Source organism: Nocardia inohanensis NBRC 100128, assembly GCF_001612945.1.
GTDB lineage: Bacteria > Actinomycetota > Actinomycetes > Mycobacteriales > Mycobacteriaceae > Nocardia > Nocardia inohanensis.
The window spans coordinates 280231-302947 of the sequence record NZ_BDBK01000010.1; the positions used below are offsets into that span (position 1 = coordinate 280231).

Below are 22717 nucleotides of genomic sequence, written 5' to 3' on the forward strand. Positions count from 1 at the left end.
GGATTGTTCATTCAATTGCTTGCCCTTCTGCTGTAGTCGGCAGGGTGAAGGTGAGATGTGGAAATCCGTCCGCGTCGGGTGATGTCCGAGCCCGGACCCCGTAGACCTGTTCGATCACGGCCGGGCTCAGCACCTGCGAGGGGGCGCCGTCTCGCAGCACCCGCCCCCGATCGAGCAGGACGAGATGATCGCAGACCCGAGCCGCCAGATCGAGATCGTGCAGCACGATGACGACGGTGGGGGCGATTGCCTCGAGCATGTTCAGGATTTCCAGCCGATGCCGGATGTCGAGGTGGTTGGTCGGCTCGTCCAGCAGAACGTGACCGGCGGCCTGCGCCACCGCGCGGGCGACCGCCACCCGCTGCCGTTCACCGCCGGAGAGTGTCGAAAGCGGCTGGTCGGCAATGTCTTCCAGGTCGAGCGCGGCGAGCGCGCGTGCGACGCTCCGGTCGAATCGCCGCCCGGTCCCCGACCGCAGACCGTGTCGCGCCAGACCGGCCAAGCCGACTTCCTCGGCTACCGTCAGCGCGGGATCCAGGTCGCCGTGCTGGTGCACCGTCGCGACGCGGCGTGCGATCCAGCGTCTCGACCGGGCGCTGATATCGCACCCGTCGACCTCGACTTTCCCGCTCGCCAAACGCACCGCGCCGTGCAGGGCACGCAGCAGCGTGGACTTGCCGCTGCCGTTCGGGCCGACGATGCCGGTGACCGACCCGGTGGTCACCGTCAGGCTGACCCGGTCGAGCAGGGTACGGCCCGAGACGCGGACCGTGACGTCGAGGGCGCTGATCATGGCAGTGCGGCCAGCGACTCCGCCAGGACGCGCGGCCCCTGTACCGACAGCATGCTGGGCGGATCGGTGTACGGGAAGGCCAATGCCACCACCCGCCCGGCCCGCACCGCGCTCAGACCCGACACTCCCGGATTGGTGCGGAAATTGTCGATGGTCTGCTGTGGATCGCCGTTGTGCAGCAACACGATGGTGTCCGGATCACGAGCGATCAGGTCTTCGACGTTGATGTCGAACACCCGCTCGCGGAAGTCGAGATATACGTTGCGCAGACCGGCCGCCTCGAAGACCGGGGTGACCATACTGGAGGCGCCGTAGGCCGAAAGCGCCGCTCCGCCGGAGGCGACGTACAGGGCCGCCGCATCCGCCTGCGGCGCCGGGGTCCGAGTCATGGGCGGGGTTTCGGTGACAGCCTTCTCCGCGAGGTCCTTCTTGCCGAGAAGAGTTCCGAGAGAGCGCATTTCGGACCAGACCCGATCGAATGTGGCGGTCGCGGTGAGATCCGCGCCGGGTTCGAGGCAGTACGCGGTCGGGGAGAACACCGCGATCCCCGCCGATTCGAGTTCACCACGGTCGACAGCGTTCTCGGGTGCGATGACGAGATCAGGTTCGACGCCGAGAACGGCTTCCTTCGAGATGATCGAACCACCGGTCGCGTTCTTGGCGGCTGTCAGTGGCGTCAGCCGTTCCAGCGTCGCGTTGGTCTCGGCGCGGTACAACCCGGCCTGCGGGCGGGTGGTGAGCGCGACGACGTTCCCGACCGCGTCCAGAGCCTCCAGGTTGGGTAAGGCGTCGTTGTTCACCAACAGGATTCGTTCGGGCGGGGCGTCCAGCGTGATCCGGCTTCCGCAGTTGTCCACCGAAATCCGCTCCGCGGCATCACCTTTGCCGTTCGCCGACGGCTCCGGCGCAGCGCATCCGACGGTGATCGCGCAGGTAACCGCCAACGCGGCAAGGGAAATGGTTGTTCGACGGGCCATTACCGGCCTCCAATCTGTTCAGAGTTCATCGCCGCGCCGGTGTCTGCGATCTGAGCAACACCAGCAGCAGGGGCGCGCCGACAATGCCGGTGACGACACCGACCGGAATTTCACGAGGGCTGAAGACCGTACGGGCGATGGTGTCGGCCACGACCAGGAAGATCGCACCGAGCAACGCCGCCGCCGGGATGACCAGGCGGTGCCGACCGCCCACGAGCCGCCGGGCGAGTTGCGGGGTGACCAGCCCGATGAAACCGACTCCGCCCACGCCCGCCACGACGACGCCGACCATCGCCGATACGCTCACCGCCAACACCAGCCGCGCCCGCTCCGGGGCAATACCCGCCGCTCGCGCCGAATCGTCACCGGAAGCCAGCGCATCGATCATCGGGGCCGCCACCATCAGCACACCCAGACCCAGTGCAGCGGCGGCGCCGGCGGCGACGATCATGGCCGGCTGTACGACGGCGAGTGATCCCAACAGCCAGAACATCACCGAACGGGCGGCCTCGGGCGAGGCGTTGGTGAAGATGAGAAGACTGGTGGCCGCATTGAGCGCATATCCGACGGCGAGCCCGGACAGCACCAGACGCAATGGCCCGCGCTGGTTGGCAGCGCCGGCGACGGCCAGGACCAGCACCATCGCACCGACCGCACCGGCCAGCGCCGCGCCGGAGAACGCAACGGCGCCAACCCCGCCGAGGAGCACCACCAAAGCCACACCGGTCGAAGCACCGGAATTCAAACCGAGCAGAAACGGGTCCGCCAGATAGTTGCGGACCACCGCCTGTAGCACCGCGCCTCCAGCAGCGAGCACCGCGCCGGCGATGGCGGCCATCACGATCCGCGGGGCGCGAGTACCCCACACGATGTGCTCAGCCGCCGCGGACCAGGGGCCCCGGCCGGTCGACAACAGATGTTCGCCGAGCACCGCCACGACGGTTCGCAGCGGTACCCATACCGGTCCGACCGCCAGCGCGGCCAGCACCGTGACCACGGCAGCGACCACGAGCATTCCGATTACGAATGCCGCCCGCCGCCGTCTGCGCCGGATCCCCGCGATGACACCGCTCATCGGGAGGGCCCGCCATAGCCCGCGAGCAACTGCTCGGGACTGCCGCGCCGGAGCATTCGTCCGAGGCCGACGATGGGAGCACTCTGCCCTTCCACTCCGGTGCCCGCGAGGTTGCTCCATTTGGTTCGGTCTCGCATGCGCGGCGACGTTATCCCCTCGACCCGGTTACCGTCCGCACGCGGCGTCCAAGAGGCCGGCATCTGTCCGCGCTCACCCCCGTAATCAAAACCACAGACCCCGAAGTGATGGCGTAGGAATTGCTTTCGCTCAGCGGGAGGAGTCGGGATGTCGGGACCCTCGAGGCTCGCCCTATCGAATTTCGTCGACGGCCTCTCGGACGCGCGGAATCACGTCTGTGGCCAGCCTTTCGAGCGCAGACTCGGTTGGCTGGCCGGTGAGTATGAAGGTGTCGATTCCGTAGTCGAGCGCGAGCCTGGTAAGCAGTTCCGGGAGCCGTTCGGGCGTGAGGTCCACTCCGATGGTCAAAATCCGCCTGATCGACTGTGGGGTGCGACCGGCCTTCACGGCGGCGTCGTCGATTACCCGATTTCCAGCGCGCAGCCCCTCCAGATCGATGTAGCCGAGACTCGGCAGCCATCCATCGGCGAGTTCACCGGTCAGGCGAAGCATCCGCGGCCCGTATGCCCCCGTCCAGATGCCGATGCCGTGGGCAGGTTTCGGCCCGGGCCGGGCACCGTCGACGGAGTAGACACTCCCGGAATAGCGAATCGAACTTTGGTCGCTCCACATGAGTTTGATGATCTCGATTGCGTCGCGCACCGCTGCGACTGCCTCCCTCGGTGAACGTTTTTCGCCACCCATCGCCGCTATGGGCCCCCAGAATGCCCCCGCGCCGATCCCGAGTTCCACGCGACCCCCGGATAGAACATCCAGCGTCGCTGCGGATTTCGCCAGCACCGCGGGCAGGCGCAGGGGAAGGTTGGCGACAGCGGGAAGCACCGAGATCCTCTCGGTACGAATTGCGATCGCGGACAACAAGGTCCAGGTATCCAGGAACGACTCCTGGTAGGGGTGATCCTGTACCGCGATATAGTCGAAGCCGAGCGAATCGAGGTGACTCGCCGTGCGTAGCAGTCCTGCTGGATCGGTGGCGTCGGGGATCAGAAAGTAGCCGAACTTCGTCGGCCGTCGGTCGTTCGTCATGCAACTGTTCCTTCGCGGTCAGCCCAGATGCCAGTCGGTATCCATCCGGCGGAAATAGGGGAACATGGTGTCCTCTTCGAACTTCAAATGCGCGCGCAGATGCTCAGCCAAGTTCTTGATCGCGGCGTGCGCGCGTTCGACAGTGCGATGCTCCTCGGTCAAATTCAATGCGGCACTCTTGGTTTCAGTGACGAGCTGATGCACCTGTCGGTGTTCGGAGCGGAGTCGTGCAACCGCCGGCCCCAACTCAGGGAATCGGCGCAGCATGACAGGGAACATGCGGTGATCCTCGAGATCATGGTGGCCGTTCAGCACATTGCAGAAGTAGTCGCAGTTGACCCGGAGCTGCCACAGAAACTTCGCCACCGTCAGCCCAGCGATCATTTCGGGGACCCGGCTGCTGTCCGCCGTCGCATTCGACAGCAGTGCGAGCGCCTCGTCGAGAACTTCGATGTCGGCACGCATTGGGTTGTGAATCTGTAGTAGTTGGGCGATCATCTGCCGCCCGGCTGGAGTGCTGTCACCTTGCGACATATCGACTCCTTGTGGCAAGTAGTCACCTACCTCTCAGGCGGCAGCTGCGTGGTTCGGGCCGGAGCCCACAGAATGTCGGAGCCGACAGCGAACGAAAGGGGCGGTGCCGCCAGCCGAGCGTTCGGGCAACTGGCGGCACCGCGACGGCCCGCGCGGCCGGGGGGGTAGAACGGCGGGCCGATTGTGGTGGGCCGGATGACGGGATCCGGCCCAGGTCAACGCTATCCCCAGCAGCGGTGCCGGTGAACTATCTGCCACGCGATGTCCGCCGAACACCCCTCCTTGCCCTACTCGCCCCTCGTGAACAGATCATAGGTAGCGGTTGGTATAGGTACGTCCCAGATCGATGGCGGCTTGGGCGATCTGTGGGTCGGAGGCGGCCAGCACGGCTCGTACGGCGGCGGCACCGTTCTCGGGCATGACACCGTCCGGAGAGAAGGAATCGATCATGGCGGCGATCGCCTCGATGTAGGCTTCCCGGTCGCCGCCGGCGTATTCGGGCGGCATCCGCTCGGCGATTTCCGCGGCGGTGTGGGACGAGATCCATTGCAGCGCAAGGGTAATGGCCTTGGCGACGCGGCGCACCGCGTCGTGATTGCCGTCGATCCAGCTCAGGTTCGAATACAGCACCGCAGCTGGGTAATTCGGCACGCCGAGAAACCGCTCCACCCCGGCCGATGTGCGGGTGTCGGCCAGTATTTCGACGCCGGTCGCCCCGGAACGCTTGCGCAACACCGATATCGCGGGTTCGACCAGGACGGCCGCGTCGACGCGGCCCGTGCTCATGGCGGCTATGGCGCCGGCACCGCCTCCTACGCCTTGGATCGACACTGCCGTGGTGGCGATTCCATTGGCCGTCAAGAGATATCTGAGGAAGAAGTCCGAGGAGGAGCCCGGTGCGGTGACACCGATATTCGCACCGGCGAGATCATGAAGGGATCGAACCGTCCGATTCGTGGCCGGAGATACCGCCAGCACCAGTGAGGGATAGCGCAGCATGGTCACGAACGAGGTGATGTCACGTCCCTTGGCCTGCATTTGAATGGTGTGATCGTAATAGCCGCACACCATGTCGGCGCTGCCGCCCTGTAGTGCCTGTAGGGCCTTGGAGCCGCCTTGGAAGTCGTCGATCCGCACCCGCACGCCGGCCTCGTCGAAGTAGCCCAGTTGCCGTGCCAGCGTCAGTGGCAGATACACCAGCAGCGATTGGCCTCCGACCGCGATGGACAACTCCGTGCGCTCCGGGCCGCGCGCGCACGCGGCCATCGGCAGGACCGCGGCGGCGAGCAGAGTCCGGCGGTTGATCACGACATCACCTCTCCCGAGTGGTTGCGGCTGGTTTCCAACGCAGCAGCCGGCGTTCCGACCGTTGCACACCGAAGTCGATCGCCACCGCGGCCGCACCCAGCACGGTGATTCCCGCGAAGACGCCGGTCGCGTCGAGGGTTCCCTCCGATTGCGCGATCAGGTAACCCACACCCCGCGCGGCGCCGAGGTACTCGCCGATTACCGCCCCGGCCACCGCGAAGCCCACGCTCACATGGAGTCCGGCGAAAATCCAGGTGAGCGCGCTCGGCAGCAACGCCAACCGCATCACCTGCACTTCACCGGCGCCGAGCAGCCGGAGATTGTCCACCAGGTCGGGGTCGACATCGCGGATGCCGTGCACGGTGTTGTAGAAGACGATGACAGCGACCAGGGTCACCCCCAGGGCCACCTTCGACCAGATGCCCAACCCGAACCAGAGCAGGAAGACCGGGGCCAGTACGACTCGGGGCAGGGCATTGAACACTTTTACGTAGGGATCGACCACCGCCGCCGCGAACGGCATACGCGACAGGGCCAGTCCGGCCAGCAGCCCCAGCGCACCACCTATGCTCAGCGCCAGCAACGTCTCCGTGAGGGTGGCCGACAGATGGGTCCAGACGGTGCCGGACCCGAACCAGTCGGTCAGCCGGAGTGCGATCTCACTCGGTTGCGAGAAGAAGAACGGATCGAGAATTCCCTTCCGGGACAACCACTCCCAGGCAGCGATGGTGCCGACCGCCACCACGACTCTGCCGACCAGCACCCGATAACGGCGCGCGCGAATGCTATCGCCGGCCATAGCTCTTCAGCACCTCGAGACGCAGCGTCCGCCAGATTTCGCGGTGAATGGCGGCAAAGGCCGGATCGGTCCGGATCTCCGGCAATGCGCGCGGGCGCGCCAGATCCACCGGGAATCGGCCCCGGAAGCTGCTCTCCGGCCCGGCCGAGAGCAGCACCACCTCGTCCGCCAGCGCGATGGCCTCGTCGAGATCATGGGTCACGAACACGACGGTCATCGCGCTGCCGGCCCAGAGGGCGAGCAATTCCAGGTGCATCATTGCCCGCATCTGCGCATCGAGCGCGGCGAAGGGCTCGTCCATGAGCAACAACTGAGGTTCGCGAATCCAGTTCTGCGCCAAAGCGACCCGCTTGCGCATACCGCCGGACAGCTGGCGTGGATAACGATCCTCGAAACCACTCAGCCCCACCCTCGCAAGCCAGTCCCGCGCGCGCTCCCGCCGTTCCCGACGCGGCACGCCGCGCACTCGCAGGGGCAGTTCGACATTCGCCTGCACCGTCGCCCACGGCAGCAGCGTGTCCTGTTGGAACAAATAGCCGGTCCGGCTGTTGAGACCCCGCAGGACGGTACCGTCGATGGTCACGGTGCCCGCCGTCGGCGCGGTCCGGCCGGCGATCAGGTCCAGCACGGTGGACTTCCCCGATCCGGTCGGGCCGACGATAGCGGTGAAACTCCCCCTGCGGACCCGCAGATCCAATCCGCTCAGCGCCGGGTAGCCGCCGTCGGATGTAGGGAAAACCTTTGTCACGCCTAGTAATTCGATGATGGGACGATCGGCGACGAAGCGGTTGCCATCGAGTGGGAGGTGAGGCGATTCCGCTTGCCCCCGGGCCGCCGTCACGACGGGTCGATGCTTCGGTTCAGCCGCCATGGCTCCACCATGCCGGGCAGAGCCGGCCGAATACCCCGTGCGTCGACAATTTGTCCGGTGCTGCCCCCGCACCGCCGCGGCGCGGTCATGCCGGCGCACGACATTCGCCGCTCTTGTCGCAGGGCACTTTCGGTCACCTCGGGTTGACTTCGGCCAACTTTTCCGCCGCCGTCCCAATGCGATTCCCGTCGCGACACTCTCGTCCCAGAGACCTCTCGCGCAATGGAAGTGGGACTGCATGACCGAACCGATCGTCACCCAAGCCACCGAGAAATTCCCGACCCGCTACGAGATCAGCATGAACGGCATCCTCGCCGGACACACCGACTACGTGGACAGCGGCGCACAGCGCATCTTCTTCCACACCGAGATCGACGACAGCTTCGCCGGAAAGGGATTGGCGAGCAAGCTGATTCGCGCCGCGCTCGACAGCACCCGCGCGCAGGGCAAGCGCATCGTGCCGGTCTGCGCGTTCGTGAAAGCGTTCGTGGCGGAACATCACGAATTCGATGACATTCTCGACAAGGTGACGCGCCAAACCGTCGCGACCCTCCGGGCGGCACTGAACTGAACGGAGAGCCTGTCCGGGTCCTTTTCGCCACCGTTGTCGTTCAACGTGGCGGCGAGCGGGACCCGGACCCGGCTATCGTGTCGTGTAGCCGCCGTTGGCGAAGATCGTCTGGCCGTTGATCCACCAGCCGTCGCCGATGAGAAATTCCACCAGCGGAGCGATGTCTTCGATGCGTGTGAGCTGATTGCCCATCGCCTGGGATTTGTGGAACTCCACCCGTTCGGGTGTTTCTTGCGGGTAGAAGAACGCGGTATCCATCGGTCCCGGCGCCACACTGTTGACCGAGATTCCGCGGTCGCCGAACTCCTTGGCCGCGGCACGAGTGAAATGCTCGACCGGGCTCTTGGCGCCGGCATAGGTGGAATACCCGTCGGTGAACGCCGCCAGGAGCGAGGTCACCAAGGTGACGATCCGGCCGTTGTCGTTGAGCCGCTTGCCCGCCTCCTGGATAAAGAAGTAAGCCGCCTTCGCGTTGATGTCGAACATCGCGTCGTACTCGGCTTCGGTGGTCTCCACGATCGGTTTGCGCAATACCTTGCCCACCGTATTGACCGCGATGTCCACGCCACCGAACGCGTCCGCCGCCGCGTCGAAAAGCCTGACGACGTTGGCTGGTTCGGTCAGGTCGGCCTGAAACTTGATGGCCCTGGCCCCGGCCGCCTCGATCGCGGCGACCGTTCTGTCGGCGTCGGGCTCGGTGCTGTCGCTGTTGTAGTGCACGGCGATATCGACTCCACGCCCGGCCAGGCTCGTGCTGATCAAGCCGCCCAGGTTCTTTGCTCCGCCGGCGACGACCGCCGATCTTCCCTCGAAACGCGTCATGGCACTTTCCTCGGTTCGGGTGTTCGGTCTCGGCTCGCGAGTCGGTGCGTGGCTCAGTCGGTGAGGCGGGGGTAGTCGGTGTAGCCGTGTTCGTCGCCGCCGTAGAACGTCGCGGGGTCTGGCGTGTTGAACGGGCCGCCAGCGGCAAGCCGGACGGGCAGGTCGGGGTTGGCCAGGAACAGCGCGCCGAAGGAAAGCATGTCGGCGATACCGTCTTCGATCAGCGGCAGTTGCTCGGGTCCGGTCATCGCCCCGGGGGTGGCCGGATTGAGGATGAGCGTGCCGGTGAAGAGTTTGTGCAGCTCTACACTGAGATCCCGGTCGGCAGCCGAGCCCATCTCGATGACGTGCAGATACGCCAGACCCAGCGGTTCGATCGACTGGACGAGAGCGCGGTAGGTGTCGCGGGGGTCGTTTTCGACGATGTCGTTGTACGGGTTGGACGGGGAGATCCGCAGTCCGACGCGGTGGGCTCCGATCGCGTCGGCGACCGCACCGACCACCTCGACCGGGAACCGGATACGCGCGTCGATGGAGCCACCCCAACTGTCGGTGCGCTGGTTGGCGTTGGTGCACAGGAACTGGTGCAGCAGATAACCGTTGGCTCCGTGGATTTCCACCCCATCGAATCCGGCGTCGATGGCGTTGCGCGCGGCACGGGCGAAGTCGGCGACGGTCTCCCGGATGCCTTGCTCGGTCAACTCCTCAGGAGTGACGAAGTCCTGCAACCCGGTGAGCGTGAAGGTCTGTCCGGCGGCGGCGACCGGAGAGGGGCCGACCGGGGTGAGCCCGTCGGGCAGGAGACTGGGGTGGCCGATGCGGCCGGTGTGCATCAACTGAGCGAAGATCGTGCCGTCGGCCTCGTGGACCCCGTCGGTCACCCGCCGCCACGCGGTCACCTGCTCCGGGGAGTGCAAGCCCGGGGTGTTGGGGTAGCCCTGCCCGACCGGTGAGGGCTGAATGCCCTCGGTGATGATCAGCCCGGCACTCGCGCGCTGTGTGTAGTACTCCGCCATCGCCGCGGTCGGGCTCGCACCGGGCCCGTAGGCGCGGCTGCGGGTCATGGGAGCCATCACGATTCGGTTGGGCAGCAGGCGCCCCGCCAGCTGGATCGGATCGAATGCCGTGGTCATCGGAATGCCACCCGGGTCTTCGACATCGATGGAGCGGGGGCCTTCGCTGGGCTGTCGAACATCGTTCAATCCCTTCGGATTCGAGGACACACGACCTTTGAACATGACGATGCCGCCGCCGCGAACAGCGGTAAGCGGCGACGGCATCATGTGGCCCGGCCGGTGGGGGGTCGACCGGACCGATTGTGAGTTGGGTTGAACCGGTGGGGGTTCGACCTGTCAGCGACGCTATCGGGGCGCGTGCCCGCCGGTCGAGATCCGCCCGTGACGATGTCCGCTCATGCCATCGTTATGTCCGCAGGCAACCCATTTCGGCGTCCGCAGGCCATGCGCGCCGGTCGATGCCCCTGACCTGCGAGCATTTGCCTCTCGGACAAACGGGGCCTAGTTAGTCTGTAACACGAGTTCGCCCCGTCGCGGAGGGGCCGCAGGAGGTGTTGCGTGGTCGTGGTTTTGGATACCGGCCTGCTTCCGTTGAACGAGCGCATCGACGCGGGGCAGGATCTGCTGGACGACCACGAGATTCCGTCGATCAACCAGCTCGGTGCCTATGCCGGTCAACTGTGGCACCGCTTCACCGTGTGGGACCTGGGCCTCGGGGTTCACGTGACGCAGGTTGTCGGCACCGGCCTGCGCGTGCTGCGCGGCGATAAACAGCTGCGTGCCGCCGCACCCGAACGCGTCGGCATCGGTGTACACCTGAGGGGACCCTGCACCTTCTCGCACTGCGGCGCGGAGCAGGTCATCGGCGTCGGGGAACTCTCGCTTACCGATGGCACCAGCACCTCGGACCTCTCGATCCCCGGTATCGGCGGTGCCAAGGTGGTGATCTTCGACTACGAGCAACTCGCTTTGCCTGTCGAAACCGTCCGCAATGCGGCTCCCCGACTCAAATCGAGTCCTTTGTACGGATTGGTCGCCGCCCATATCGCCGCGCTCGGCGAGGAGGGCGCTCTGGACCCTGGCCCCGCGCGCATCATGCTCCAATCGGCTACCACCCAATTGATGCGGGCACTGATCACCACTGCCGCCGCCGACCCGCGTCAGCAGGAGGACCTGCACAACACGCTCTATCTGCGGATCGCCGCCTATATCGAGCAGCGGCTCTGGGACCCGGCTCTCAACCCCGAACACATCGCACGGGCACACAATATTTCGGTTCGGCACCTGTACAATATCTGGTCCACACGGGGAATCTCCTTGAGCCAGTGGATCATCGGCGCCCGCCTCGAGGGCGCGCGCGCCGACCTGGCTCGTCAGGGCCGCGCCGTACCGATCACCGTGGTAGCGCATCGATGGGGCTTCACCAGCCCCGCCCACTTCGCCCGCCGCTTCCGTGCCGCCTATGGCATGTCTCCCCGGGAATGGCAGCAAACCAACGATCGCCAGGCCCCTTGACAGTTTGACTGTGGCGGCACAACGCTGTTCTGTGCGTGCACGATTCGATAGCGAATGGTTTTTGCCCGCCGCACCGTCGCTCTAGTGTGAAAAACAGGCCACACGATGCGAAGGAGGCGCGATGAGCATCGCGGTCCTCGAACCAAGGCAGCGCTGATGACCGCGATCCGCGACCGATCGACCGCCCCGGATCGAGCACCGAGCGCATCCCTCGTCGGAAGGGAGGCGGAATGCCTTGTGCTGGAAACCTTTACGACCACGGTCCGATCGGGTCTGAGTGAAGCGCTGGTACTGGCCGGGCCTCCCGGTATCGGAAAGACCCGGTTGCTCGATCATCTGGCCGATACGACGCAGGACCTGCTGGTGTTGCGCACCTCGGGCATCGAATCGGAACTGCCCCTGGCGTTCGCCGCGCTGCATCGTCTGCTGCGGCCGTTCCTCGATCGTCGCGAACACCTCCCGGAACCGCAAAAGGCGGCTCTGGGTGCGGCTTTCGGATTTGTCGCGGGCCCAGCGCCCGATCGCTTCCTGGTGGGCCTCGCGACGCTGAGTCTCTTCGCGGACCTCGCGGCCGAAGGTCCGCTGCTGTGCCTGGTCGATGATGCGCAATGGCTGGATCGCGAGTCCCGCGAGGCGTTGACGTTCGTCGCACGTCGACTGCACGCCGAGGGCGTCGGATTGGTGTTCGCGGTGCGCGAATTGGGCTCCGGCAGCCAGGCTTTCGATGGTTTGCGGGTTTATCCCGTGGCCGGCCTGCCGGCGTCGGCGGCCGAGGAGCTGTTGGCCCGCACCGTCCGCGGCCCCCTCAGCGAGGGAGTCGCGCGACAACTTGCCGAGCAGACCCGGGGCAACCCGCTCGCGTTGGCAACCCTGGTTTCCGCACTGACTCCCGAACAACTGGGTGGCACGATGGCGCTGCCCGAACCGCTGCCGATCGGCGCGCGCCTCACGGCGTCCTTTCTCGCGCAAATCAGGGCGCTGGCGAAACCCACCCAGGATCTGCTCCTGCTCGCTTCGATCAGTCCGATCCGGGACGCGGCGCTGCTGTGGCGCGCAGCGGCGCTGCTCGGGTTGTCGGAGGACGACGCCTACCCCGCGATCGAGGCCGGAGTGCTGGCGCCGGGCAATGATCTTGCCTTCTCCCACCCGTTGATTCGTTCCGCCGTGTACAACGCGGCGCGCCCGAGCGGGTTGCGGCGAGCGCATCAGGCGATCTCCGCCGCCTGCGACCCGGACCACGACCCCGACATCCGAGCCTGGCATCTGGCCGCGGCCACGGCGGGACTGGACGAATCGGTAGCCCGTGATCTGGAGAACTCCGCCGCGCGCGCCCGAGCACGCGGCGGATACACGGCCGAGGCCGTGCTGTTGGCACGAGCCGCCGAGTTGACCCCCGCGGTCTCGCGCCGCGACGAGAGACGACTGGCCGCGGCCCAGGTCTATCTGATGTGCGGTGACCCCCAGTCCGCCCAGCGCCTGTTCCGCGAGTCGCAACCGGAGAGCAGGGTGCCCGCGGTGCGAGGGCGGGCCCGCTGGCTGCGGGCGGCGATCGAGGCCTACTTCTGCCGATTCGAAGACCAGCCCGCACTGATGCTGGCCGCAGCGGCGGAGCTGGGCTCGCAGGACGGAGATCTGGCCTGGCTCATGCTGTCACACGCATTGAGTTCGGCGATGCTGTCCAGAGAAGACGTCGTGGGCACGACCTTGACGGAGGTCGCCCACGCCACGCTACGTGCGCTCGAGCACAGGTCGTCGGCGCTGTCCGTGCACGACCTGTTCATCGCCGCCTTCGCCACCCGGATCAGCGCAGGCCACTCGGCGGCGCTCCCCCGGTGGCGCATCGCGCTCTCGGCCCTCTGCGAGGGCGAACTCGCCGAAGAGGGAATGCCTTTGGCGGTCTTCGCGCATTTCGCGTGCGACGAGTTGTGGGACGACAGCATCCGGCAGGTCGTGTTCGCGCGGCTGCAATCCTTCGACAGGGCCTACGGCGCGCTGGTCGGACTGCGAGTCGTGCTGGAATGTCAGGCCGCCGACGCACTGCGAGCGGGTCGGCCCGAGGAATGCGCCGGCTATTTGACGGAGTCCCAGGAGCTGCTCACGGTGATCGGGCTGCCCGACGACCACTACCTGCAACGGCTGGAGTTGCTGGTCTGGAGCGGCGCGGAAGCCGAGGCCCGCGCCCTGGCCTCGAGTGTCCAGGGAGCAGACGTCCCGTCTCGGGCCATTCTGGCCGCGCAGGCGGCACGCTATCTGATCATCCTCGAGGTGAGTCTCGGGAACGATCGGGCGGCACTCCGACACGCGCGATTCCTTTACGACGAGGACGTACCCGGTCTCAGCAACCTGATGCTCGCCGACATGGTCGAGGCGGGAGTCCGCGCACAGCACAACGAGCCGGCGTTGCTCGCCTACGCCAGGTTGGAAACACAGGCACGAGAGAGCGGAACGCCCTGGGCGCTGGGGTCTTTGGCTCGAGCGCGGGCATTGCTGACGAACGACGACTCCGCCGCTTCGGCATATCAGGAAGCGATCGACCAGCTCGGACAGACCACGATCACCGTTGATCTCGCCCGAACGCACCTGCTGTACGGCGAATGGCTCCGCCGCCGAAAACAGCGGTCGGAAGCCCGAATTCAGCTGCGGATCGCCTACGAAATGTTCACCACGGCCCGCGCGCCGCTCTTCGCCGAGCGCGCCCGCGCCGAGCTGGCCGCTACCGGCGAGAGAGTACGACGCAGCAGCCCGACGCCCGGCCCACAGCTGACACCCCAGGAATCCAAGATCGCCGCGCTGGCCGCCGAGGGGGCGACCAACACCGAGATCGCGGCTCGGCTCTACATCAGTGCCTCCACCGTCGAATACCACCTCACGAAGGTGTTCCGGAAGCTCGCGGTCACCTCCCGCAGGCAACTTCGTTCGGCACTGGGGTCGGTGGACTAGGAAACCGCTGGGGGGTTTCTCCGATTCGCCGGATGGTCGGTGCGGGTTCTCATGAACGAGTCACCTACACCGAAATCGAAGGGCGACATCATGTCCGACACCCCGGTCATCTTCATTCACGGACTCTGGCTGCACTCGACATCCTGGCAGCCCTGGCTCGACCTGTTCCGCGACCACGCCTACCCGGTTTCCGCGCCGGGCTGGCCCGGAGAACCCGATACCGTCGCGGCGGCGCGGACCGCGGCGGACGGTGTCGCCGGTCACGGCATCGACGATGTGGTCGAACACTATGCCGCGATCATCGCCGAGTTGCCGGCGCCGCCGATCCTCATCGGGCACTCCTTCGGCGGCATGATCGCCCAGAAGCTACTCGGGCAGGATCGCGCCGCCGCGGCGATCGCCATCGACGCCGCACAGATCAAAGGCGTACTGCCACTGCCACTCTCGGCACTGCGCTCGACGACGCCGGTATTCAAGAATCCCGCGAACCGCAACAGGGCGGTGTCGTTGACGTCCGCGGAATTCCGGTACGCGTTCGGCAATGCGATTCCGCCGGAAGAATCCGACGACCTCTACGAGCGGTGGGCCGTCCCGGCCCCCGGCAAACCGCTGTTCGAAGCGGCAGCCGCGAATTTCAACCCGCACTCAGCGGCCAAGGTCGACACCGCCAACGCCGGTCGCGGCCCGCTGCTGCTGATCACCGGCGGTAAGGACCATACGGTTCCCGAATCCGTCACCAGGGCAACGCTGAAGCAGTATCGCCATTCCGACGCGGTCACCGATCTGCTGGAGTTCCCGGACCGGGGACATTCGCTGGTGATCGATCACGGTTGGCGTGAGGTCGCCGATGCGTGCCTGTCGTGGTTGAAGAGCCGGGAGCTCTGAGAACGCGATGTTCGATCTCAACCTCGCGGGCAAGGTCGCCGTGGTGACCGGGGCGGGCCGGGGCATCGGCCTGTGCGTGGCGAAAGCGCTTGCCGCCGAAAGTGTCTCAGTCATAGCCGGCTCACGCACCGGGAGTCCGGATCTGACTGAATTGGCTGCGCACGATGGAGTGCGGGCGCCGTTGATCGACCTCACCACTCCCGAGGGACCCGCGGAGCTGATCGACGAAGCGGTGTCCGCGTTCGGCGGAATCGACGTCGTGGTCAACAACGTCGGCGCTGTCATCCCGCGTGTGCAGGGGTTCCTCGCCGTGACCGACGAGGACTGGCAGTGGTCGCTGACCACGAACCTGCTCGTCGCGGTCCGCACCGCCCGCGCGGCGCTGCCGTACCTGATCCAGCGCGGCGCGTCCTCGATCGTGACGATCAGCTCGGTCAACGCGTCGCTGCCCGATCCCGGCGTCATCGACTACTCCGCGGCCAAGGCCGCGCTGTCCAATTTCAGCAAATCGTTGTCGAAAGAGTTCGGCCCACAGGGCGTCCGGGCGAACACCATCTCGCCGGGACCGGTTACCACGGGGTTGTGGCTGGGCGATCAGGGCGTCGCCGCCGTGGTCAGCGCCGCCGCGTCCGCAGATCCCGACGAGGTGGTCAGGCGGGCCGCGGCCGAGAGCGTCACCGGTCGGTTCACCCACCCGCAGGAGGTCGCCGACCTGGTGCTGCTGCTGGCCAGCGAACGCACCGCGAACGTCACCGGCGCCGACTTCAGGATCGACGGCGGACTCGTCCGAACGCTCTGACCCGCACGCCCAAGGGCCGCAACCACTTTCGAAAGGCAAGCCATGACACCCGAACCCACCGTGCATCGATGCCGGCGAGAGCGCGCTGGGGGATCTACCGGACAGCGTCACCGCCCTCGGCGCGGTCAGCCAGCGCTCAGGTGCTGACCGAGCTGCCGATGGCCACCACCGGCGACCTCGACGACGCCTACGCGAACGCTCGAGCCGCACAACGCGACTGGGCCGACCGGCTCCCCGGCGAACGGGCCGCGGTCATGCGCGCCGCGGGATGGCGGCTATCCCGCGACTGAACTTCGGTCGGCCTGTCGAGAAGAAGCCGGCACATTCGTGGCGCACCGAGCAGTCGTCACACTCCGCGACGTACGCGTTCTTCCAGTCCGAGATCGACTGCACCGCGAACGGCCGGATGCCGGCATCGAGGACGCACAGGGGCAGGTTGTAGATCGAAACATGCACCCCGGCGACGGACAGGGCGTCGACACCTGCCTTCAACTGCTCCTGGTAATCGACGGGATCGATCCACAGTGTGGCGTCGTTGGCGACCGCGAAGCCGGTGTTTTCCATGCCCATCAGAGCCACATGATCGACGAATGGGAGGTTACGCGCGATCCAGGAGCAGGTCTCACGGAGACGCGGTGCGGTGATGGCGTGCAGAACAATACGAATCTCGACCCGTTGCCCTAGGTTCTTGAGTCGGAGCACGCCGAGAACAGTTTCGTCGAACGCGCCCGCGGCCTGAACCACATAGTCGTGAATGTGATCCACCGCCGCATAGATCGGTATCCCTGCCGAGAGCTGCGGATGCCCGATCTCGGCCCAGGCGTGCGCGACCTCGGGAACGGAGAAGGCACGCCCGTTGGTCAACACGTGGATCGCGGTGCCCGGGAGCCGATCCCGCGACAGCTCGAGCAGCCCGATGAATCGGCGCCATTCGGTGAGCGGTTCCCCGCCGGTGAATGTCAGTGCGGGAGTCGCCGGGTCGAGCAGCGGCAGTGCCTCCGCGATCTCGTCGATCAGCCAGCCATCATCGACCTTCTTCGGCGGCTGCGAACACATCAGGCAGTAGTTGTTGCAGCGTTCGGTGACGAGGAAGAAGTTGTGTCGCGACGACCGGCGGTAGAGCAGCCGCACTCGGCCCGACCGCGGGTAGATGCTCATCACATCGCCATCGCCGACCTCGGCGAACCCGGCCGGAAGTCTGAGGTAGCTCGGCGATGCGCCGTCCGGGCACGCATCGCGCCCGACCGCGATCCGGAATCCATTCGCCTGCGCCGCCGTCCAGTCGCCATCATCGACGATCAGCGCGGCATCGCGATCATCCGACGGGGCACTGTTCGGGAGGCGGAGCCGCACGATCCGGTTCTCGTCACCGAGTCCGACGTTGTCCGCCGCAGGTGATCGTCCTACAAGCAGCAGAGGTTTCACGACGCCCACTCCCGAAGAACGGCGGCGTCTTCGGGTGAGTGTTCCAGCAGTTCGAACAAGTGCGTGATCACGCCCTTCTGTCGCTCACAGAACTCGGATAGCGGTTTGATTCCCAGCAGATCCCCCTGCGTCGCGTGGTGATACACCGGGTCCGCGCCGCAGTTGGGCTCGAAAACGCACGTCGAGCACTGTGGAGCCGTCTGGGTCAGCGAATTCGCAACTGCCGACACCAGCGTGTCGGACAACACCATTTCTCGGTAACCATGTTCATGAACGTTGCCGAGTTCGAAGCTGCGGTCCCCCATTTCGGCGAGCATCCGCGCCTCGTCCGAGGCGAATACGGTGCCGTCATAGTTGTAGACCAGCGCACCGAGACCGATCCCCGCGGGACTTCTCAGATCGACATACCCGATGGGCTCATCACTCAGCATTCGGCGAAGTATCAGGGCCGAATAGAACTCGGGAAACCGGCGGCCGGACTTGTTGATCTCCAGGATGTAGCGAAGACCGCGCTTCCAGAATTCGAGCCATTCTCGCGCACCGTACTTATGGAACTGTTTGGTCTTGATCGCATGACCGTACGGAGACAACGGCCGCAGGAAGATGCCGTCGAGACCCTGTGCGAGGTATTCGTCGACTATCTCCTCCACACGATCCAGACTCGCTTCGGTGGTGGTCATCAACGCACCAACCCGGTCCGGACCGAGCCGCTCTCGAATCCGCCCGATTCCGGCCACCGCGAGCTCGTAGCTGTTCTGGCCACGGCGGGGCCGATTCCTGTTGTGCAGATCGCGTGGCCCGTCCAGTGAGGTACTGAGCAGAACATCGTGCTCAGCGCAGAATTCGAGCACTTCGTCATCCAGGAGTGCCAGGTTCGTCGCGATCACGAATTGCAACTGCTTGCCCAGGGGCAGCGCCCGCTCCTCAGCGGTCACGACGATCCATCGGATGAGCTCGAAGTTCAGCAGCGGCTCGCCGCCTTGAAACTCGATTTTGATCATCGGCGCCGGCGCGGACAGAGCGATATCCAGTGCTCTGGACGCCGTGACGCGATCCATGTCGTAGCGGACGCGGTCCTTGCTCTGACGCGACACCTGGCAGTACGGGCAGGCGTGTTCGCATCGCAGCGTGACGACGAACAGGTGCAATGGCGTGGCGGCGCGCAGGAAGCTCAGACGGCTACGCAGACGAAGAGCGAGCAGCTGCTGCGGTGCGCGTTGATCGGCCGATGCGATGAAGAGCTTCTCGAAAGCCCTTTCATAGAGTCCGTCACCAGGGGTGAGATCGAGTGCGCACAACCGGTCCAGCTCGATTGCCGTCATTTCTGCCATGTCGCCAACCATGTTGCCGACGAGGAAGCGGTCTGCACCGAGCCGTTCGAACCGAATGGGCAGGAGTCGCAGCCGGGATGTATCGGGACGGAACGAGTCCGCTGAAGCGAAGCCGGCCAACGGTTACTCCCCCTCGGCCAGCGAGCCGAATGCCAACGCGACGATGACATCGCGAAACCGGCCGGTCTCGCGACCGACCTTCTCGCGCAGGTTCTCGTCCGTCACGAGATTCAAGAAGTGAGTGCGCAACTCATCGTCTCGAAGCTGTGACTGCGTTGGTGAGAGCCGACAGACGTATCGCCCGTCCGCTTCGTCGATCTGGCATGCCGCCTGTCCGATCAAACGGTAAGCGGCCTCCCGCAGCGCGTCGAGCGACTGCACCGATCTGCTGAAGTCGACAACCAAATCAGACACTGATATCACTCGATCCCATCAGAACGCGGAACCCGCACGCGCCGAGAACACCTGGCATAGTCCGAAGGAAACTGCACTGCTCGGTCACTGCGGGGGCACCGCAGTCGTGCCGGCCTCCGTACACAGGTCCAATGCTCGCTGGGCAAGATCCTCAGCCTCGGTCGCCGTGAGGCCGAAGATATCTTGCAGTTCGCGCGCGATCTCATTCAGGCCGAGACCCTCCTTTGCCCGGGTGCACGCGTAAGAGAACGGATCGGCAGCAGGCTGCGAGCTGGTCGGTGGGGTCGTGGTAGTCGGCGGAGCGGCCGGTGGGGTCACAGCAGGCGTTGGAATGTAACTCGGCTTCGGGACATTCGGTCCGCCGAACCCCGGACTGGAAGACGCATGAGATGCATGAGACGAATGGGATGAATGAGATGAATGAGAACCATGCCGCGCGAACAACGTGCCATCGTCGGCGCGATGCGTCGTGAAGCTCATCAACTCGAGGTCGTCCGGCACGGCAACCCGAGGCTCCGGCCGCGCCTCCTCCCGTGCCGCCGTGACGTGAGGTTCGTCCGTTCCCGTCGAGACGGACGTCTCCGCGACTGTCTGTGCGGCAGTGGGGATCGCGAGGGCGGCGAGGGCCGCGGTCAGACTCACGATCTTCGGCGTCTCACGCATTCGTCCCTCCCACAACCGAACCCGAGATGACCACAGCGAACGAAATACCCGCGCATTCCATCGTCAATCCCCCTTCCATCGCCACACCGACGAACTTCGAAACTTGTTGCCGCAAAGAGTATCTCGCCGTCCGCCGGACCGTTACACATCGAGGCCTGGTCTCCGGACTTTCCGGGCAATTCATGACAACCGCGGGGACGGCAACCGTCTCGAGTCGACCTTGATCATGGCGCCGATCTGTCCGGGTAGCCGATACCGGTGGCGCCCCACCGATTTCATCCCCACCCAATGTCGTGGGCCGAGCTTGCCAAGCGTGTCAGTGACCGTCGATATGGTGGCACTGCAATTCAAGATCGAAAGGTGCAGCATGAAATTGGCCATTGCCGGGGTCTTCGTGGCCCTGTCCACCCTCACCCTCGGCACCACCGCAAACGCGCAGTCCTATGCCGCGGACACGATCGTCATCGACAGCGGGACCGGGTTCACCGTCAACTTTGCGCAAGCGACGAAGATGTTCGCCGGCTTCGCCGCTGAGGTGCGCGAGGCCGGCGGGTGCAAGACCTATGTCCTGGGCAGATACAACACACGCGCCGACGGCACCGCCAGCGACAAGAATCACCTTCCGCTCGGTGTGGATCCGCTGGTCGCGGCCTGTGAGGCGGGTATCGCATCGCGGTGAGGTAGGCGAGCGTCGGCGCTCCGAGTCACGCTGGGGCACTAGCGGTTTCGCGCCGGGAGACATCGTGGAACACGGTGATCCTGCGGTACTTTCTGGTACTGCGCAGGAGTTGAACTTCACCCACGCAGCCGCCCGAATCGGAATCGCGCAGCCCCCGCACTAAGTGCCCGGATGCGCCGCTTGGAGACAGAACTCGGTACGAGCATGCTGGTTCGCAGCACGCGGAGCATCGAATTGACCACAGCCGGTACGGCTTTGGCGGAATCCGCGCCGCCGGCCCGTGCGGCGCTGGACCGAGCCTGGGATACCGCCCGACATGCGAGGCGTCGGTGAACTGTGCACGCTGCACCGCCAGGCCGAGCGCAAGGGCGGCGCTCCCCCGCGCACGGTGTATCTGCCCAAGCTGACGGTCGAAGCGCTGACGGTGCTGTTCGCCGAGGCGGCGAGTCCGGATGCTCCGGTGTTCCGCAATCGCGACGGCGGCTGGATGAGCCTGGCCGATCTGCGGCGGGCGTGGCCACGACCGAGCGTCATTATTTCGAGCGCCGGACCGTCGGCCCGGATACCCGCGCGGCGCTGGACCGCTACGCCTCGGGAAAGTAGTCACCGGAAAGTAGTCGGAAAGTAGTCGATTTCCGCCGAATGACCTTGAAAACGAATTCAGCCCCTACCAACGGTGCTGGTAGAGGCTGAATCAGGCTCCCCCATCTGGACTCGAACCAGAAACCTGCCGATTAACAGTCGGCTGCTCTGCCAATTGAGCTATAGGGGATTGTTCTTGGCTGGCTGGCCCTTCCGGACCGGCCGGAGAAAACTTTAGCGTATTGGTTGTTCACTTCCCAAATCGTGCTTCTACCTGCGGACATGCGGGTGGGAGGGTGGAGTGACAAGGGGTTGGGGGGTCGGGCAGGATGTAGGGGCGGACGGGCCAACGGGAGGAGCTTCTCGGAATGTTGCGGTTGATCATCGGTGTCGCGGCCGGGTATGTGCTGGGTGCGAAGGCCGGGCGGGTTCGGTATGAGCAGATCAGTAAGACGACCCGGGCGATCAGCGAGAGTCCTGTCACGCGGAAGCTGGTGTCGGTGAGCCGGCAGAAGCTGGCTGACAAGTTGAGCACGCAGCCGAAGTTGGAGCCGATGGTTCCGATCGATGAGCGGACCACGATTCTGGTGCCGCACGATCAGTTGCGGCGGTAGGTAGGGCGAAACCGTCAGTGCTGGAGGGTCATTCCGTCTCTTTGGGATGACCCGAATGCGCTGCGACGACCCATACGACTCGCTTGTCGGGGTCGGGGCAGTACCAGATGCGGCCGCCTGCCGTTACTTCGTACTGCCACTGTTCGAGGGACACGCCTCTGATCTCATAGCGCGCAAAATCGCCGCGGAGCCGGTGCTGACGGGCAGGATTCTCCGGTGCCGTGGGTCGTTCGGTGAGCACTATCCAGGCTTCCCAGGTGTTGGATCGTGCTGTGCGACAGAGGTCTTCCCAGCCTTTGGCCGCGGCGTTCGTCGCGAAGCGGGCTTCCCACATTCCTGGCTGTGATGGTGGGGCGACACGGTCGCCGCGTTTGGCCGGCACCTGTCATTCCCCTATCGGTTCGGGGACGGGGCCGAAGTCGTCGTCCGACGGGCCGGAGAGTTGCTGGGCGAGAACCGGATCGGCGTGGATGGCGGCGGTGGCGCGCCATTCGCGGATGGTCTGAGCGAGAACAGACCATTCGCCCAGCTCAGCGGAGGCTTGAAAAGCCCGGGCGAAGTCGGCGACGAATTGCACCTGGGAATGCTTGGGCAGCACGTCAACCCAAGGGAACTCGTCGAGGAGCGCGCGAGCGGCGATGTCGTGCGGCAGATGCACCAGGACATTACGGAGGGCGCGTGCCGCTGTGACCGAACCTTCGGACAGGGCTTCCGCACGGTCCTCGCGGATCAGCAGGAGCGGGACACCGTCACGTCGCCGTACGCGCACGGCGCCTTCATCCGCGAGCCTGGCCACCTGCTTCGGATCACGCTGTAGCTCACTCCATTGGACTTCGGTAACCACGTCGCCGCACCTCTCCTGAGGGTTCGGGCATGGCGCTTGCCTGCCCGTCAACCTCATTGTAGATCCGAGTTCTGAATTTTTTCAGAACTCGAACCG

At 65.5% G+C, this 22717-nt stretch carries 25 protein-coding genes and 1 tRNA gene; 10 read left to right on the forward strand and 16 right to left on the reverse strand.

Going from position 1 to position 22717, the window contains the following annotated elements; all coding sequences use genetic code 11:
- Positions 1-7 precede the first annotated feature (7 nt).
- The 8 genes from NI1_RS20950 to NI1_RS20985 form a co-directional block, all read right to left on the reverse strand.
- A complete protein-coding gene (locus tag NI1_RS20950; RefSeq protein WP_067823443.1) occupies positions 8-793 on the reverse strand; it encodes an ABC transporter ATP-binding protein in 786 nt (261 codons plus the stop codon).
- A complete protein-coding gene (locus NI1_RS20955) occupies positions 790-1770 on the reverse strand; it encodes an ABC transporter substrate-binding protein (RefSeq protein ID WP_084523484.1) in 981 nt (326 codons plus the stop codon). Before NI1_RS20955 ends, NI1_RS20950 begins: the two co-directional genes overlap by 4 nt.
- A 25-nt stretch (positions 1771-1795) precedes the next feature.
- Positions 1796-2845, reverse strand: a complete 1050-nt coding sequence (locus NI1_RS20960; RefSeq protein ID WP_067823449.1) for a FecCD family ABC transporter permease — start codon at positions 2843-2845, stop codon at positions 1796-1798.
- A 309-nt stretch (positions 2846-3154) separates the two neighbouring features.
- On the reverse strand, positions 3155-4009 hold the full coding sequence (locus tag NI1_RS20965) for an LLM class flavin-dependent oxidoreductase (protein WP_067823451.1): 855 nt from the start codon (positions 4007-4009) through the stop codon (positions 3155-3157).
- A gap of 18 nt (positions 4010-4027) precedes the next feature.
- Complete coding sequence (locus tag NI1_RS20970; RefSeq protein WP_067823454.1) at positions 4028-4543, reverse strand: hemerythrin domain-containing protein; 516 nt, start codon at positions 4541-4543, stop codon at positions 4028-4030.
- A gap of 309 nt (positions 4544-4852) precedes the next feature.
- A complete protein-coding gene (locus tag NI1_RS20975; RefSeq protein ID WP_084523486.1) occupies positions 4853-5851 on the reverse strand; it encodes an ABC transporter substrate-binding protein in 999 nt (332 codons plus the stop codon).
- Positions 5852-5855: 4 nt separating this feature from the next.
- Positions 5856-6650 (reverse strand): ABC transporter permease, encoded by a 795-nt coding sequence (locus NI1_RS20980; protein ID WP_067823457.1) that lies wholly within the window; start codon positions 6648-6650, stop codon positions 5856-5858.
- Positions 6637-7521, reverse strand: a complete 885-nt coding sequence (locus tag NI1_RS20985) for an ABC transporter ATP-binding protein (RefSeq protein ID WP_084523487.1) — start codon at positions 7519-7521, stop codon at positions 6637-6639. Before NI1_RS20985 ends, NI1_RS20980 begins: the two co-directional genes overlap by 14 nt.
- A gap of 238 nt (positions 7522-7759) precedes the next feature.
- Here NI1_RS20985 and NI1_RS20990 point away from each other — a divergent pair, with 238 nt between their 5' ends.
- Positions 7760-8092, forward strand: coding sequence for a GNAT family N-acetyltransferase (locus tag NI1_RS20990; protein ID WP_067823460.1), 333 nt, complete (start codon positions 7760-7762; stop codon positions 8090-8092).
- Positions 8093-8164: 72 nt separating this feature from the next.
- On the opposite strand, the gene NI1_RS20995 is transcribed toward NI1_RS20990, so the two are convergent.
- Positions 8165-8914, reverse strand: coding sequence for an SDR family oxidoreductase (locus NI1_RS20995; protein ID WP_067823462.1), 750 nt, complete (start codon positions 8912-8914; stop codon positions 8165-8167).
- A gap of 53 nt (positions 8915-8967) precedes the next feature.
- Positions 8968-10047, reverse strand: coding sequence for an alkene reductase (locus tag NI1_RS21000; RefSeq protein WP_067823908.1), 1080 nt, complete (start codon positions 10045-10047; stop codon positions 8968-8970).
- A gap of 441 nt (positions 10048-10488) precedes the next feature.
- Here NI1_RS21000 and NI1_RS21005 point away from each other — a divergent pair, with 441 nt between their 5' ends.
- From NI1_RS21005 to NI1_RS38050, 5 genes are all read left to right on the forward strand, one after another.
- Complete coding sequence (locus tag NI1_RS21005; protein WP_067823464.1) at positions 10489-11445, forward strand: helix-turn-helix domain-containing protein; 957 nt, start codon at positions 10489-10491, stop codon at positions 11443-11445.
- A 156-nt stretch (positions 11446-11601) separates the two neighbouring features.
- Entirely contained in the window at positions 11602-14385 is a 2784-nt protein-coding gene (locus tag NI1_RS21010; RefSeq protein WP_067823467.1) for a helix-turn-helix transcriptional regulator, read from the forward strand.
- A gap of 90 nt (positions 14386-14475) precedes the next feature.
- Complete coding sequence (locus NI1_RS21015; RefSeq protein ID WP_067823910.1) at positions 14476-15270, forward strand: alpha/beta hydrolase; 795 nt, start codon at positions 14476-14478, stop codon at positions 15268-15270.
- Positions 15271-15277: 7 nt separating this feature from the next.
- Entirely contained in the window at positions 15278-16069 is a 792-nt protein-coding gene (locus tag NI1_RS21020) for an SDR family NAD(P)-dependent oxidoreductase (RefSeq protein WP_067823469.1), read from the forward strand.
- 68 nt (positions 16070-16137) lie between these two features.
- Positions 16138-16359, forward strand: a complete 222-nt coding sequence (locus NI1_RS38050; RefSeq protein ID WP_157535236.1) for an aldehyde dehydrogenase family protein — start codon at positions 16138-16140, stop codon at positions 16357-16359.
- Here NI1_RS38050 and hxsC read toward each other — a convergent pair.
- The 4 genes from hxsC to hxsA2 form a co-directional block, all read right to left on the reverse strand.
- Complete coding sequence (hxsC, locus tag NI1_RS21025; RefSeq protein ID WP_067823472.1) at positions 16322-17503, reverse strand: His-Xaa-Ser system radical SAM maturase HxsC; 1182 nt, start codon at positions 17501-17503, stop codon at positions 16322-16324. The genes NI1_RS38050 and hxsC overlap by 38 nt on opposite strands.
- Entirely contained in the window at positions 17491-18945 is a 1455-nt protein-coding gene (hxsB, locus tag NI1_RS21030; RefSeq protein ID WP_067823475.1) for a His-Xaa-Ser system radical SAM maturase HxsB, read from the reverse strand. The genes hxsC and hxsB overlap by 13 nt, the downstream gene beginning before the upstream one ends.
- 3 nt (positions 18946-18948) lie before the next feature.
- Positions 18949-19239 carry a His-Xaa-Ser system protein HxsD gene (hxsD, locus tag NI1_RS21035; RefSeq protein WP_067823478.1) on the reverse strand — a complete coding sequence of 97 codons (291 nt, stop codon included), beginning with the start codon at positions 19237-19239 and terminating at the stop codon, positions 18949-18951.
- A gap of 84 nt (positions 19240-19323) precedes the next feature.
- Positions 19324-19902 (reverse strand): His-Xaa-Ser repeat protein HxsA2, encoded by a 579-nt coding sequence (gene hxsA2 / locus NI1_RS38895; protein WP_084523489.1) that lies wholly within the window; start codon positions 19900-19902, stop codon positions 19324-19326.
- A gap of 367 nt (positions 19903-20269) precedes the next feature.
- On the opposite strand from hxsA2, the gene NI1_RS21040 reads away from it, so the two are divergent.
- The 3 genes from NI1_RS21040 (at position 20270) to NI1_RS39440 (ending at position 21209) form a co-directional block, all read left to right on the forward strand.
- Positions 20270-20581 (forward strand): hypothetical protein, encoded by a 312-nt coding sequence (locus tag NI1_RS21040; protein ID WP_157535238.1) that lies wholly within the window; start codon positions 20270-20272, stop codon positions 20579-20581.
- Between the two features lie 171 nt (positions 20582-20752).
- Positions 20753-20914 carry a LysR family transcriptional regulator gene (locus NI1_RS40260; protein ID WP_084523490.1) on the forward strand — a complete coding sequence of 54 codons (162 nt, stop codon included), beginning with the start codon at positions 20753-20755 and terminating at the stop codon, positions 20912-20914.
- A complete protein-coding gene (locus NI1_RS39440; RefSeq protein ID WP_067823483.1) occupies positions 20898-21209 on the forward strand; it encodes a site-specific integrase in 312 nt (103 codons plus the stop codon). Before NI1_RS40260 ends, NI1_RS39440 begins: the two co-directional genes overlap by 17 nt.
- 71 nt (positions 21210-21280) lie before the next feature.
- Here the strand turns inward: NI1_RS39440 and NI1_RS21050 are convergent.
- Positions 21281-21353: transfer RNA gene (locus NI1_RS21050), tRNA-Asn, on the reverse strand.
- A 178-nt stretch (positions 21354-21531) separates the two neighbouring features.
- Between NI1_RS21050 and NI1_RS21055 the strand changes: the two genes are divergently transcribed.
- Positions 21532-21777 (forward strand): hypothetical protein, encoded by a 246-nt coding sequence (locus NI1_RS21055; protein ID WP_067823486.1) that lies wholly within the window; start codon positions 21532-21534, stop codon positions 21775-21777.
- Between the two features lie 385 nt (positions 21778-22162).
- Here NI1_RS21055 and NI1_RS38065 read toward each other — a convergent pair whose 3' ends face one another.
- A complete protein-coding gene (locus tag NI1_RS38065; protein ID WP_067823488.1) occupies positions 22163-22621 on the reverse strand; it encodes a hypothetical protein in 459 nt (152 codons plus the stop codon).
- Positions 22622-22717: the final 96 nt, after the last annotated feature.